The sequence below is a fragment of the Streptomyces sp. NPDC051180 genome, assembly GCF_040689545.1.
GTDB lineage: Bacteria > Actinomycetota > Actinomycetes > Streptomycetales > Streptomycetaceae > Streptomyces.
In genome coordinates this window covers 37291-50114 of record NZ_JBFBBC010000022.1, presented here as the reverse complement: position 1 = coordinate 50114, position 12824 = coordinate 37291, and the positions used below count along the sequence as shown (strand labels likewise).

Annotated in this window: 15 protein-coding genes; 8 read left to right on the top strand and 7 right to left on the bottom strand. The window is 72.5% G+C overall.

Going from position 1 to position 12824, the window contains the following annotated elements:
* The first annotated feature begins 3 nt into the window (after positions 1-3).
* The 6 genes from AB0424_RS28670 to AB0424_RS28645 all read left to right on the top strand — a co-directional run bounded on the left by AB0424_RS28670 (position 4) and on the right by AB0424_RS28645 (position 2955).
* Entirely contained in the window at positions 4-180 is a 177-nt protein-coding gene (locus AB0424_RS28670; protein ID WP_366309477.1) for a hypothetical protein, read from the top strand.
* Positions 181-256: 76 nt separating this feature from the next.
* Entirely contained in the window at positions 257-388 is a 132-nt protein-coding gene (locus tag AB0424_RS28665; RefSeq protein ID WP_366309476.1) for a hypothetical protein, read from the top strand.
* Positions 385-690: a hypothetical protein gene (locus tag AB0424_RS28660; protein WP_366309475.1), complete on the top strand. Its 306-nt coding sequence runs from the start codon at positions 385-387 to the stop codon at positions 688-690. Before AB0424_RS28665 ends, AB0424_RS28660 begins: the two co-directional genes overlap by 4 nt.
* Before the next feature lie 94 nt (positions 691-784).
* Entirely contained in the window at positions 785-1231 is a 447-nt protein-coding gene (locus AB0424_RS28655) for a hypothetical protein (protein WP_366309474.1), read from the top strand.
* 94 nt (positions 1232-1325) lie between these two features.
* A complete protein-coding gene (locus AB0424_RS28650; protein WP_366309473.1) occupies positions 1326-1931 on the top strand; it encodes a hypothetical protein in 606 nt (201 codons plus the stop codon).
* A gap of 346 nt (positions 1932-2277) precedes the next feature.
* On the top strand, positions 2278-2955 hold the full coding sequence (locus AB0424_RS28645; protein WP_366309472.1) for a hypothetical protein: 678 nt from the start codon (positions 2278-2280) through the stop codon (positions 2953-2955).
* 136 nt (positions 2956-3091) lie between these two features.
* Here AB0424_RS28645 and AB0424_RS28640 read toward each other — a convergent pair whose 3' ends face one another.
* From AB0424_RS28640 to AB0424_RS28610, 7 genes are read right to left on the bottom strand one after another with little or no spacing between them, the layout of a single operon-like run.
* Complete coding sequence (locus tag AB0424_RS28640; RefSeq protein WP_366309471.1) at positions 3092-3601, bottom strand: DUF6233 domain-containing protein; 510 nt, start codon at positions 3599-3601, stop codon at positions 3092-3094.
* A 28-nt stretch (positions 3602-3629) separates the two neighbouring features.
* Positions 3630-5186, bottom strand: a complete 1557-nt coding sequence (locus AB0424_RS28635; protein ID WP_366309470.1) for a type VI secretion protein — start codon at positions 5184-5186, stop codon at positions 3630-3632.
* Positions 5183-6709 (bottom strand): SCO6880 family protein, encoded by a 1527-nt coding sequence (locus tag AB0424_RS28630; RefSeq protein ID WP_366309469.1) that lies wholly within the window; start codon positions 6707-6709, stop codon positions 5183-5185. Before AB0424_RS28630 ends, AB0424_RS28635 begins: the two co-directional genes overlap by 4 nt.
* Positions 6710-6719: 10 nt before the next feature.
* Positions 6720-8684 carry a hypothetical protein gene (locus AB0424_RS28625; protein WP_366309468.1) on the bottom strand — a complete coding sequence of 655 codons (1965 nt, stop codon included), beginning with the start codon at positions 8682-8684 and terminating at the stop codon, positions 6720-6722.
* Positions 8685-8688: 4 nt separating this feature from the next.
* Positions 8689-9453, bottom strand: coding sequence for a hypothetical protein (locus tag AB0424_RS28620; RefSeq protein ID WP_366309467.1), 765 nt, complete (start codon positions 9451-9453; stop codon positions 8689-8691).
* Entirely contained in the window at positions 9453-9767 is a 315-nt protein-coding gene (locus tag AB0424_RS28615) for a hypothetical protein (RefSeq protein ID WP_366309466.1), read from the bottom strand. The genes AB0424_RS28620 and AB0424_RS28615 overlap by 1 nt, the downstream gene beginning before the upstream one ends.
* Positions 9764-10372, bottom strand: a complete 609-nt coding sequence (locus AB0424_RS28610) for a hypothetical protein (RefSeq protein WP_366309465.1) — start codon at positions 10370-10372, stop codon at positions 9764-9766. Before AB0424_RS28610 ends, AB0424_RS28615 begins: the two co-directional genes overlap by 4 nt.
* Positions 10373-11041: 669 nt before the next feature.
* On the opposite strand from AB0424_RS28610, the gene AB0424_RS28605 reads away from it, so the two are divergent.
* Together AB0424_RS28605 and AB0424_RS28600 are read left to right on the top strand one after the other, a co-directional pair.
* Positions 11042-12139, top strand: coding sequence for an NlpC/P60 family protein (locus tag AB0424_RS28605; RefSeq protein ID WP_366309464.1), 1098 nt, complete (start codon positions 11042-11044; stop codon positions 12137-12139).
* Between the two features lie 24 nt (positions 12140-12163).
* Entirely contained in the window at positions 12164-12754 is a 591-nt protein-coding gene (locus AB0424_RS28600) for a hypothetical protein (protein WP_366309463.1), read from the top strand.
* Positions 12755-12824 lie beyond the last annotated feature (70 nt).

Below are 12824 nucleotides of genomic sequence, written 5' to 3'. Positions count from 1 at the left end.
ACCGTGAGCCAGCCCCCCGCCCCCAAGACCCCCGCCCAGCCCCCGCTGTGGACGGAGATGACCGCCGACCGCTGGAACACCAAGGGCACCCAGACCGCCCTGTTCGCCACCGGCGACGACGGTTTCGGCACCGGCTCCCTCTTCGCCGACGAGGACGGCGACGAAGGCGCCCTGTTCTAGACCCCCGGCCGGGCGGCGGTAGGCCCCGCCGCCCGCACCGGGTCCACCCGAACCACCCACCCCGAAGGGAACCCCCATGTTCGACGACGACCAGCCCGCCATCCCCCGTATCCACGGCATCCCCCACCCGCGCCAGAGCGAGGACAACCCCCTCCCGCCGGTCACCATCGTCAACCCCCGCCGCTCCCCCGAGGACGGTGCCGAATGACCGTCACCGCAACGCTCCTGCCGTACACCGACGAGGAGATGGACGCCGCGATGGACGCGTTCTTCCCCCTCCTGAAGTCCACCGCCGCCCGCCACGGCCGCCCCATCGGCGAGTACGTCGAGTCCGAGGAATTCGGACTCCACGCCATGGCGTACGTGCTCGCTCTGCGGGAGACCGCCCCCCGGTCCACCCTTCACGGCCGCGCACTCGCCCGCTTCCTCCAGATGCGGGCTCAGGGCCCCGGCATGGACGAGGTGATGGAGCACCTGACGGACGCCCTGTACCAGGCGCCCACGCACTAACCCCCCAGTCCGGGGCGGCGGTAGGGCCCGCCGCCCCGGACCCCCAACCGGGACCACATAGGCACCCATGACACGAGAGACCAGAGGACGTCTCATGGCCGCTCAGCTCCGCCGGACCTACACCCTTCCCGACATCGGAAACGCCGCCCACGAGGCCCTGGAGGCCCTGCACAAGGCGCACGACCGGGTCGGCCGAGTCATGGCAGTCGTCACCGCTATGGCCGTGGTCGACATCCTGACGGACCACGACGACGCCGCCCCGTTCGACGCCGCGCACGCCGAACTCATCGAGGCCGAGGACGGTTCCCTGCACGCCACCGGCCGGTACTGGACCGCCGCTGGCGAGGAGCGCACCTTCACGGACGCCGTTGGCGAGGACCGGGGCCACTGGGGGGTGTTCGGCATGAACGAGTGGACCCCGAACCTCGGCTACGAGAACGAGGGCGTCTGGAAGCCGCTGGTGGACCCGCTGGCCCCACGGAACGGCCAGAAGGTCTACCGGATCGACCTCGCCAAGGCCGTGACCCTCCCGGTCGACTGACCGCACCCCAAGCAGTAGCCCCCGGCCGGGCGGCGGTAGGCCCCGCCGCCCGGTCCCTCCCCCTCGAACCACGACCAGCACCAGGAGCACGACCATGGACGCGCAGACCATCACGGACCGAGCCCGCGAGGCCGCCACCCACCTTGGCCCGGAGTGGACGACCGCCCCGGACCCCGACTGGGGACACCACGCCGTACGGCTCACCGCCCCCCGGTACGGCGGATACCCCTACGTGGTGCAGCTCTTCACCGGCAGCGGACGCCTGATCGCGCGAGGCCGCCGCCCCGACATCACGGACGGAGTCGCGGCCGCGTACCGCATCCCCTCCCAGGAGATCACCGTTTCCGCCGACAGCACCGGGCAGCGGCTCGCGCAGCACATCAAGCGCCGCCTGCTGCCCCCGTTCTCCGACGCGCTCGACCGGCACGCCGCCGTCGCCGCCGAGTACGAGCAGCGCCAGGTCGAGGTACAGCGCGCGGTCGACCTGATCAGCGCCAAGCTCCCGAAGTCGTGCGTCGGCCCCAGCTACTCGTTCTCCAACGGCCGCCGGATCAGCGACTCCCGCGCGTACGGCGCCGCGAGCATCACCGTCGACGTTGACGCCAAGGGCAAGCGCACCGAGGTCAGGATCACGAACTTGCCCCCCGAGCACGCGGCCTACGTCGCCGAACTGGTCCGGCTGGTGGAGGCCGAGGACTGATCGGCACCGCGCCGCCGAAGGGTGGCTGACCTCCCCCGGGGGTCAGCCACCCCTTTCGGGTGTCACCCGTTTGCGTGTGGCCGACGGCCGGCAGTGGCACGTGCCCCCGGCGCGAGGGGCGCCGCCGCTGCAGCAGCCGGGCGCCGGCCGCGCCGTCGCCGCCCCGCCCCCGCGAAGCGCCGTCCCTTCAGTGGCCGGGCGCCGTACCCGGCTTGCCGCCCGCGGAACGCACCCTCAGGAGGCGCCGGCCCCAGACCGGCCGCGTGTCCGTACGGCGCCACCCCCACCGCACATGTCCAAAACTTGGTACCTTTTCAACGTCGCCCCTCTCCCTCTTGGAGCCCCCGTGATCCCCGAAGGCCGCACCGCCGTCGACGACGCCGGAGCCGCCCGGCTGCTCGGTATCTCCCTCGGCACCTTCCGCAACAAGAAGGCGTGGCAGCAGCTGGAGCCCGCGCTCCTCAGCCGCCCCGACGCCCGCACGCGCGTCTACGACGAGGAGGTCCTCCGGGCGATCGTGGCCGGCCAGCCGCTCCCGGCCCGCCCGTGGCTCGACGCCGACGCCCCGCTCGCCGACGGCGACCTCCTCGACAGCATCGAGGCGTGGGAGGCACTGCCCGAGGAAGGCCGGGTCACCCTGGCGACCTGGCGGGGCTACCTCTCCACCGGCGCCGGCCCCAGCCCGGACACGAACTTCGGCACGCCCAGGACCAGCCCGGGGACGAAGACCAAGGCAGCACCCGGTGCGGCGGACCACTGGTACCGGGCCACCGTGCTGCAGTGGGCCGCCCAACGTGAGGACGCCCCGGCGAGCGGAGGCCGCCCCCAGGGCAGCAAGGACAGCCGGCCCCGCGACCTGTCCGGCGACGCCCGCCACCAACAAGCCGAAGAGCGGCGCGCCCATGTGCGCACCGCCCTCACCACCGACCCAGCCCCCGACCTCGACACCCTCGCCGCCGACCTCGGCGTCTCACGCCGGCACGCCGAGCGGCTCGTCGCCGAGGCCCGCGAGAGCCAGATGTGATGCCTCACGAGGCTGGTGCCGCCGCACCCGCGTGGCTGCGGGTGCTCGAGGAACGCCCTACCCGAGTGGGCGGCCTCGGCCTGCGGCGAAGAGGGCGCACCTCGTGCGCCCTCCCGTCGTCGTCCGGGCCCGGGCCTCAGTCCGCTTCATGTCCGAACCCCCTCAGCAACGGGTCCAACTCGGTTGCCGCCCGGCACAGAGTGCACGTCCGGGTACGGGGATGCTCGGCGGCCGTGAGGGCCTGGTCGAGCTTGAGCACCGGAGCACCGGCCGGCGCCTCGGGGCAGTCCGAGACGTGGAGCACGGACTCGGCCGGGCCGCGGCCGCGTTGCGAGAGCTTCTCCAGGACCCATCCCCAGGGCTCGCCTGGCCCCGGGTCTGGGTACGTCGGCGGTGGCGGCAGCACCTTGCGCGGCACGTCGTCGTACGAGACCCCTTCAATGGGCCGTACCTGCGCTGACGGGTCCAGCCACACCCGGTACTCCGCCGCCTCTACCTCGCCTTGGTCTGTGTTCCTCCAGATCGCGATGCCGACGAGGTAGAGCCAGCCGCCGGGGATCTGCTCCCGCTCGATCAAGCGCGCCGTGAGCGTCTGCCCGTCGGGCATGACGACGGTGACGCGAGCGGGCAGCGGATCGGTGGGCACTCCCTCACCGTATGACGAACCCGCGGGCTTAGAGCGCCATCCTCTCGTCGGTCTCGAACAGCGCCTCCTCGGTGGGCGTCAGCATCAGCTGCACCGCGAAGCTGCCCGCCTTCCCCACCTTCCACAAGGCCCGGCCTCTTTCGCCCGGTCCCCAGCCGTGGATCAGCGCGCACTCGGCGTCCGTCAGACCGATGGTGTCGCGGATCGTCCGCAGCGGCCCGAGGTCCTGCGCGAGCTGGATCCGGGTGTCACATGAGGCGATCAGCTCACGCCCGATGGCGGCCGCCTCCGAGTCCGCCGCTCCCACCGCCTCGAAGTCCGACAGCCGGTGGGAGACCAGGACCTGAATCACACCCTCCCCGCGGCTCAGCCGCAGATCGGCGTCCACCTTGCGGACCATCGCCGTGCCGCCGGACCGCAGCGCGCGCCACAGCTCATCGCGGACGACGACCCGCGGTGGCCCGGGCCGGTCGATGACCGATTGCGCCCACGAGCTCACGCAGGTCAGGACCATGGCGATCGTCTCGTCCTGCGTTCCCTGCAGAGCACTGATGTCGACGCTCTGGATCGGCGCGTTCCAGTCCAGGCCCACGCTGGTCCGCTGGTCGAAGAGGCCGCCGAGGTGCCCGTGGATCATCGAGCCGAGCGCGGAGCGCAGCGAGGCCAGCTGTTCCCGCGCCGTCTGTACGTCCCCGTCCCGTACGCGGAGCTCCTCGGCGACTCGCGGCGAGGGGTCTTTGAGGACCTGATAGACGCTCGGGAGCGTCGGCACGTCGAGCCTCGACTCCGAGGACCCGTACAGCTCCCGGGTGACCTCCCGCACGGCCAGGTCCAGGCCCTCCTCCTCCTGCGGCAGCAGGGTGCGCCGCAGCTGCAGCTCCAGCAGCGCTTTCAGCAGGGTCAGCCGGCGCCGGTGGATCTCGGCGAGCCGGGACTGACGGGTCGCCGCGTCGAGGATCCGGTCGAGGCCCTCGCCGAGCGGCCCGGCGTCCAGGGGGTTGACCCGCCCCGCCAGGCCGGGGCCGAGCCGGACCGGCTCGACACCCAGCGCCGCGCACAGCTTGCGGTACTCACCCTTGAGGTCACCGGCGATGAGGGTCTGATGGCCGAACGCCATCAACCGGAACGACAAGGCTTTGACCAGCGCGGACTTGCCCCGGCCGGGGATGCCCGTGACCACCACGTTGGGGTTGGTCGTCACCTTCTCCGCCACCCACGCGGACGGATGCGCGGAGAACGCCGTCTGGTTGACCGTGTTCCAGCCGATGTACGGGCCCACGGCGGGCAGGCTCGCGCCGTGCAGGAACGGGTACAACCCCGACGCCTGCCCCGTGTCCGAGCGGAAGACGGTCGTACGGGCCGAGCTCGCGGCTTGCCCGGCGTCCGGCTCCGCCCAGCCCCGGCGCGGGGCGATCCGGCTGGCGAAGGCGGGGTCCTCCAGCCGTTGGGCCTTGCGCAGCTGCGCCGCCGTGGCCGCCCGGGGTCCGGGGACGTCGCCGCCCCGGCCGCCGCCCAGGAGCCGGCCGACGGGAGCGGAGTCGAGATCGGTGTCGGCGCCACGGCGCCGCAGCAGACGGCCGATCACAGCGCCATCCTCCGCTCCGGCAGGCCCTGCCCGAGCGGCAGCGCGGCCGCCGCGAACACGCTGTCCTGCGTGAACCACGCCCTGCGCAGCTCCAGCCCCGCGTCGGAGGCGTCGGACTGCAGCTCCGCGCACGCCGTTTCCAGCTGCGCCAGGTCCGTGACGGTCACGGCGATAACGGCCGTCAGCCGCACCACACCCTGCCCCGCGGCCCGGGCCCGGTCCTGCTGCCGGGCCACGATCGCCTCACGACGCTCGTCCTCCGACTCCGACCGGCCCGACTTGGCCCGCAGCTGACGGGCCGACTGACGCTTCGTCTTCTCCCGCGCGAGCTCGCGACGGGCCCGGGTCGGCCCGAGCGGCTCGTACACGATCGACAGCGACCTGCGCGCGTTTGGCCTTGGCCGGAGCAGCGGCTGCAGCACCGTGCCGTACACCTCCCCGTGCGGCAGCCCCCGCACCTGATAGCTCACCGTCCATGCCCCGTCGTGCGCGTAGGAGCCCGCGCTCGTCTCCGCGGCCGCCGGCCCCGCGAGTTCCGGGTCGACCCCGGGCACCGCCCCCTGGTACCCGTCGATCTGCGCCGACGCCTTTCGCTCGGCGAGCATGAGCTGGGCGTCCGGGTCGTACGCGGTGCGGATCGTGGCCGCGAGCCCGCGCTGGTCGAGCCACTCCTCGACCTGCAGGCCCGCGCTGGAGATGACGCTGGCCCGCGCGTTGAGCTCGCGGACCAGGACGGCGGCCGCGCCGCGCTGTCCGCCGCCGGCCCCGCGGATCGCCAGGCGGGCCCGCTGAGTGGCCAGGGTCAGCGTCAGGTACGTCTCGCGGACGGTCGCGGCGGGCCCGGCCGCGAGCATCAGCTCGCCGAGGACCTGCACCGAGGCGTCCGGCGCCGTCGGCGACAGGTGCCGCAGAGTCCACGACCGCAGAGCCTCCCCGTCGTCCGGGAGCGACCTCTGGTGCACGGCGATCCGCACGAAGGGGCTGTCCTCCTTGCAGTGCGCGCGAAGGAAGGCCGCCCATCCGGCGATCCGCGAGTTCTGTGTGGCGGTGTCGACGAGCGCGAGCCCGCCGAACGACACCCGGGCGACGGCGCTGTACGTGCGATCGTGCGGGTCGTAGACGATGCCGATCTTCCCGCCGAGACCGTTGGAGGCGTCCAGAATCCTCAGCCGGGCCAGGGTGCCCGGGAGGTCCATGGGCTGCTCGCCCGCCTGTGTACGGGGGGCCCACAGGCCCGAGATGAAGCGATTCCTGCCGGTAGCCACAGCGATGTGGTGCCTTACTGCTAGGACGATCCACTCGTCCGCCGTCAGGCCCTGCACCCGCCCGAAGGCGAGCGCGAGCAGGACGAGGGCGAGCGGGATGAAGACGGTGGCGGCCGTCAGCGACCGCTGGTAGACGGGGAGCAGCGCGGACCCGACGGCCAGGGCCATCAGCAGGAAGCCGCTGCCGGAGAGATTGCCCATCCATCCGGACTGCTCGGACTGCCAGCCGCCGTACCGCACCGGCTCTTGGGATGACATGAGTGAGTCCTTAATCCGGGCGCCGAGGGATGGTGGGAGGCGGGAGGGGCACGGGCATGGGCCGCGCTCCCTCCGGACCCCGCTCCGGGACCGCCGGTGGCGGGCCGCTGGAAGGCGCGGGCGCCGACAGCTCGCTGGGAGGCGCGGAGGGCGCGGGGGGCGCGGGGGGCGGGATGTCCAACGGCGCCGGCCCTCCGGACCGCTCTTCCCCCGCCGTACCCCCCTCGCGGCCCTGATCGGATGAGGGCATCGGGCTGTGGCCCCGTGGCGGGACGACATGGGCGCCGACCCGCTCCGAGGGGCCGAGCCCGGCGTTCGCGGCCATGTTCGCCATGGACCCCTCCAGCACGCTCTTGCCGGCGGACGCGAGCTGCAGCCCCAGGGCGAGCGGCCCGGCCACCTTCGAGCCGAAGGAGCCGCCGGTCGAGCCCTTGAGACGGCTCGTCAGGGAGTCGTTCGACCAGAATCCGCCGCCTCCTGCGGGCCCGCCCGTGGATGGCGCCGACGTCGCCCCGTCCCCTTCCAGGGCGCGGGAGTAGGCGGGCCCGCCTCCGACGGCGCCCGGTCCGGACGGAGACCGGCGCTGTGCACCGTGGAGGGAGGAGAGGCTGGAGCCGATGCTTTCGATGGCCCCGGACGCCACGCTCTTGCCGCCACCGTTCGTCGTGAACGTCATGTACGCGGCCAGGGTCGGCCACGCGAACCCCGCCACCAGGAAGATGACCAGTCCGACGATGACGTTCCGGACTCCTTCGGCATCGGTCATCGTGGTGAAGCCGAGCGCGAAGCACATCGTGATGACCGGCTTCGTCAGGATCAGCGCGATGAGCGCGTCCCGCGAGCGCGGCCACCAGCTGCTCGTCGGATCCGCGAGCTGTCCCGCGAGCGAGATCGGCATCGTCGCGACCAGGATCATGATCCCGGCCTGCCGCATCAGCATCTCCAGCCACAGGGCGCAGATCGCGATGACCGCCAGGACGCCGACGATGACGACGAAGGCCACCGCATTGGCGGCGACGCCTGAGCCGGTGACCAGCGCGCCGCCGACGGCCGCGGTGGTCCCGGTCCCCACCAGTCCCGCGAACAGAGTGCCCAGCCGCTGCTCCAGTACCCCGGCCGGGTCAGCGCCGCCAGCGTCGAAGGACAGCGTGATCAGGGACAGGCTCAGCTGGTCGCTCCAGTACAGGGCGGTCTGGGTCCCCGTGATGTACACCGACAGGATCGCCCCGTACTTCAAGAGCCCCACCGCACCTGTGGCGATCGGGGCGCCCTGCATGGAGACGGCGGCCTTCCCGAACTGCAGCATCAGCACGAAGCACGCGATCACCGCCGACAGCGCCGTGGTGAGGCTCAAGACCTTCCCGATACCGGTCTGGGCCAAGTTGATCGTCGACATCGCCGCGAATTCCTTCGCGAAGCTCTGCAGGAACCACACGACCCCGCGGCCGATGTAACTCGCCAGCTTCCCGAAGGCGTCCGCGGCCAGCTCGGCGACCTTCTCCTTGAACCAGTCGACCGGTGTGGAGGCGGGCGACGGATACTTTTGCAGGCCCTGCTCCCAGCAGAACTTGAAGGGACGCCCCTTGTCGACGCACTTCGACACGTACGCGTCGAGCTTGGGAAAGTTCTCCGCGTTGTGGTCGGCCTTCTTTCGCCACGTCTCCAGGGCCCGCTGCTCGTACAGCCGCTGATCCTCCTTCGAGCAGGTCGACGAGGCCATCCCGTTCGCGTCGCAGGGCGCGATGCTGTTCGGCTTGTCGGCGCTGGTGAAGTCGCAGCCGTCCGCCTCCCCCAGGACGCACCAGTTGCCCGCCTTGTCGACGCCGGCGGCCTGACCGCCCTTCTCCCACTCCGCAGGCGGGGGCTTCGGTGGCCCCCATGTCGCGTGCAGCTTCGAGTCGTCCGCGACGGCAGCCGGGGCGAGAGTGCCGCCGGCCAGCAGTACGGCGACGAGCAGCAGCAGAGCGTGCGTCACGCGGTTAGTCGACACGGACCACCTGCACCCAGCCGTCGGCCCAGGCGTACGGGGAATCCGGCGCGTAGGCCGCCGGGAACGTCCGCAGGCGCGTGTACCGCTCCTCGGTCGTCCGCTTCCAGTCCCCGTCCTCCCAGACGAGGATCACGTCCTCCGTCTCGTCGAGCAGAGGTTCGTCGTCCGGCCCCTGGTCGGCGAAAACCGCGTGCCGCTCGTAGGAGAGCCAGATCTGCACGACACTGCCGTCCTCGACCAAGGACCGGCCCCGGGCGGCCACGACCGTCGTGGTCACCGTCAGCCCGGCCGGGGCGTCCCCGGACGGCGGCAGCCCGGCCTGCGACCGCAGCGTCCGCACCCGCGAGATCTCCGTGTCGATCCAGCCCCGCGAGGCCCGCGACGTCGTCGCCTCCAGCTGACGCCGGGCCTGCACGTCGTCGTACCAGGCGTACTCCTCATGCCGGTAGACGGCCGCGGACAGCGCCCCCATGCCTCCCTTGGGGAAACCCGTCGAGGCACCGTCCTTCTGCCCGGTCGGGGGGATCAGCCGCAGCGGCCGGGCCCGGCCGGGTGTCATCGGGCCAGTACCGGTCGGACGCGGCGCCGGCCCGGCCGACGCGGTCGTCTCCGGCCGCGCCTTGCCCTCCGCGGCGACCGGCCCGTCCAGGGCGATGCTCGCCACGACCAGCCCGGCCCCGACAGTGCCCGCGAGGACGAGTCCGCCCAGGACCAGCCCGACGCGGGCCCGTCGGCGTTTGCGGGTCCCGTCCATCAGCTACCACCGGCCGAGGAAGCCGCCATGGAGTACACGGTGGCGAGCAGTGCCGAAGCGCAGCCGAAGCCGGCCGCCGAGATCAGCGACCACTTGACGCCCTTCTTCCCCCGCACCGCCAGACCGTCCCGCTCGGTCGACTCCCCCAGACCGATGAAGCCCAGGGACATCAGCAGCCCGAGCAGTGACATCCCGAGCCCGATACCCGCCGTCCACCCCAGCACCGTCGAGCTCAGGCTCACGAGCGGGGTGGGCAGGCTGGGGGTGTACCCGGGGATTGGGCCGTCCGCCAGAACAGTGATCGTGTCGGTCATACGCATGAGGGCACCTCTTCGCTGATCGCGGGGGTCGGGAGCGGCTCCAGCGGCGCCGGAACCGGGGCGGCCGGGAGGGGATCCCCCCAAGCCGAGCAAGCGGAATCGAGGACGGCCTGGAGCAGTTGCTGGGCCGCCCGCCAGGTCCGCGAGCGCAGCCGCTCCGGGCCCGTGAGGCCGAGGGCGGGAAGCCCTCCGTCGAAGGGGAGTTCCAGGAGCGCGGAGACCCGGGGTGCGAGCATGGTCGTCGCCGCCTTCACCGCCGCCGGCACGGACCGGTCCGCGCTGCGGACGACGACGACCACCGTCCGCCCCAGCGGCAGCCCCTCGGCGACGGCCGCCATGACTGCCCCCTCCAAGGCGTGCATCCCGTCGGCCGACGCGTCGGCGACCAGCAGCGGTACCGCGTACGGCAGTCCGCACCAGCCCGCCGTCACCGACGTCCGCCCCTCCGAGCGCGAGCGCACGACGTCGTCGGCCGCCGGCCGCGCGGTGTCGGCGACGACGAGGTCCCACCCGCCGATCGCCGCCAGCTGGTACCAGGCCCACGGATCCTCGGGCAGCACCAGCGGCGGCGCGCTCCAGTCCTGGTGATCCGTCAGCACATGCCAGCTCCGGCCGCCCGAGGACAGGCACAGCGACGCGGCCGCCTGCACGCGGGACTGTGTCGAGGGGCTGCCAGCCGGGACGGTCCGCAACCCCCCGCCCGGCTCCCCGGCCCAGCGCGGCCAAGGCGAGGACAGCCGGGCACAGGTATCGAGCACCACCGGACACAGCCCGGCGTCCGCCGCCGACGCGGCCAGCAGCCCCGCGACCGTCGACCGCCCACTCCCTCCGACTGCCCCGAGGACCGGCACCGTCAGCCGTGCCCGCTCAGGCCAGGCGATCGGCTCAGTTTTCTTCGCCATGGGACCCCTATTCAGCGCTTCGCTGCAGCAATTGGGGGCCGCCCGGCAGCCCGCCCGTCCCCCTGCCCCACCGCGCTGACGAGAGCGGAGCACCGCATGACGTGGACCACCCCCCGGCCCCGCATCCGCAGAGCACAGACGGGGTGTCTACCCCGACTAACGGACCGTCAGGCACGCGGGATACGCCCCCCGGCCGAGTGACAACTCGCTCTGGTTTACGTGCATTTCCTACTGAAAAGGAGCCTGTGAGAATGTGGCCCCGCCGCCGTCCGGCTGGCACACCCACACGCATGGGGGCCCTTCCTGAAGCTCAGAACACTGCTGCTCGGTGCCTCCTCCGGAGTCGGCGGCCCCGTAATCCTCGGTATGGCCGTCATGCTCGTGGCCGCCGTCATCGCCGACGACGACCAGGACCGACCGGTCGCCGCGGTGTCCTCCGGCGCGCTCCGCGTAGGAGGCAAAGGTGGGGTCCCCGCCCAGTACGCCGGGCTCATCGAGCGAGCGGCCGCCGCGTGCGGTCAGGGTCTGCCCGCGCCCGTCCTGGCCGCGCAGGTCTTCCACGAATCCGGCTGGAACCCGCGGGCCGAGTCGAGGACACCGCCGAGGCGCGACCCGAAGACGAGACAGATGATCCCCGGCCGCGTCGTCGCCCAGGGCATCAGCCAGTTCACCCCCGAGACGTGGGCGACCCGGGGAGTCGACGGCGACGGCGACGGCGACCGCGACGTCTTCGACCCGGCCGACGCGATCCCGTCCCAGGGCCGGTTCATGTGCAGCCTGCTCAAAACCGCCAAGAAGCATCCGGACTACGCCGGCGCCCCGATCGAGCTCGCGCTCGCCGGCTACAACGCAGGCTGGGGCCGGGTCGACCAGTTCCGCGGAGTCCCGCCCGTCGGGTTCGCCAAGGGCGAGACCCACCGGTACGTGCGCCTGATCATGGACACCAGCCGCAAGCTCACCGCCACCCTCTCCGCCCCCGGCGGACCGGTCGAGCTCCCCGCCGGCTTCCAGGTCCCTGACGACGCTCCACCCCAGATCCGTACGGCGGTCGCGTGGGCACTCCAGCAGCGCGGCGGCTGGTACCAGCTCGGCGGCGACTGCACCAACGCCCACGGCGACTCCCGCAGCCACTGGTGCGACTGCTCCAGCCTCATGCAGCAGGCATACCGGGCCGCCGGGATCCCCATCCCACGCGTGACGTACGACCAGGTCAACATCGGCCGCCGTATCGACCTCGACGCCCCCCAGCCCGGCGACCTGGTCTTCAACCCGGGCAGCGACGGCAGCGCCGCGCGCCCGGGCCACGTCGGCATGTACGTGGGCGAGGACGCCCAGGGCCGGGGCCTGGTCGTCGAGGCACCCCGCACGGGAGTCCGCACCCGACTCGTCACCTACGACAGCTGGAGAACCTCCACCAGCCGCATGACCCGCGTCACCGAGGTCCGCCGCGTCGTGGACTGGTGACTAACCCCTATGGAGAACCCCACCGTGACGACCGAGACCCTCTACCGCCCCTGGGGCACCCCCCTCCCCGACTTCTGGACCACCGAGCCTCCCCCGCAGGACGTGCTTCTCGGCATGGGCTCCAGCGAGACCGTCCCCAAGGCCCCGCCCGCCTACAGGGAGCGTGTCGTCCGCGTCGTCCGGCACACCGCCTCCGGCGACCCCCGCCAGCTCGACCAGGCCGCCGCCGAAGGCGAGCGGCTCGACGAGGAGATCACCGCCGAATACGGCGAGGACCACCCCCACACCGTCAGCATCCGCGAACTCCGCGGATGGGTGTGCCACACCGCCGGCCTGCACCCCAGTGCCGTGCGCTGGTACCTGCACACGACCCGCTCCTGGGCCCGCACCGCCGGGGCTGACTCCGTCCCAGCCGAGGCATCCGCCCTGCGGGCTGCAGGGATCTGGCAGTACGTCACCGACACCGCCGAGTTCGCAGCCCTCGGCGCCGAGCTCCGCCCCCTCCTCGCCGAGGTCCTCGGAGCACACAGCCAGGTCAGCCGGTACGTGCACCGTCGACTCGCCGAGCTCGATACCACGAGCTGGGAGGGGAAGCCGGATGACCAGAACGGGTGATGCCGACGTGGGGAGGCTGACGATGCATCCGGGCGCTAGCGGGACCGTGTTCAACTCGAAATCGGTCGAA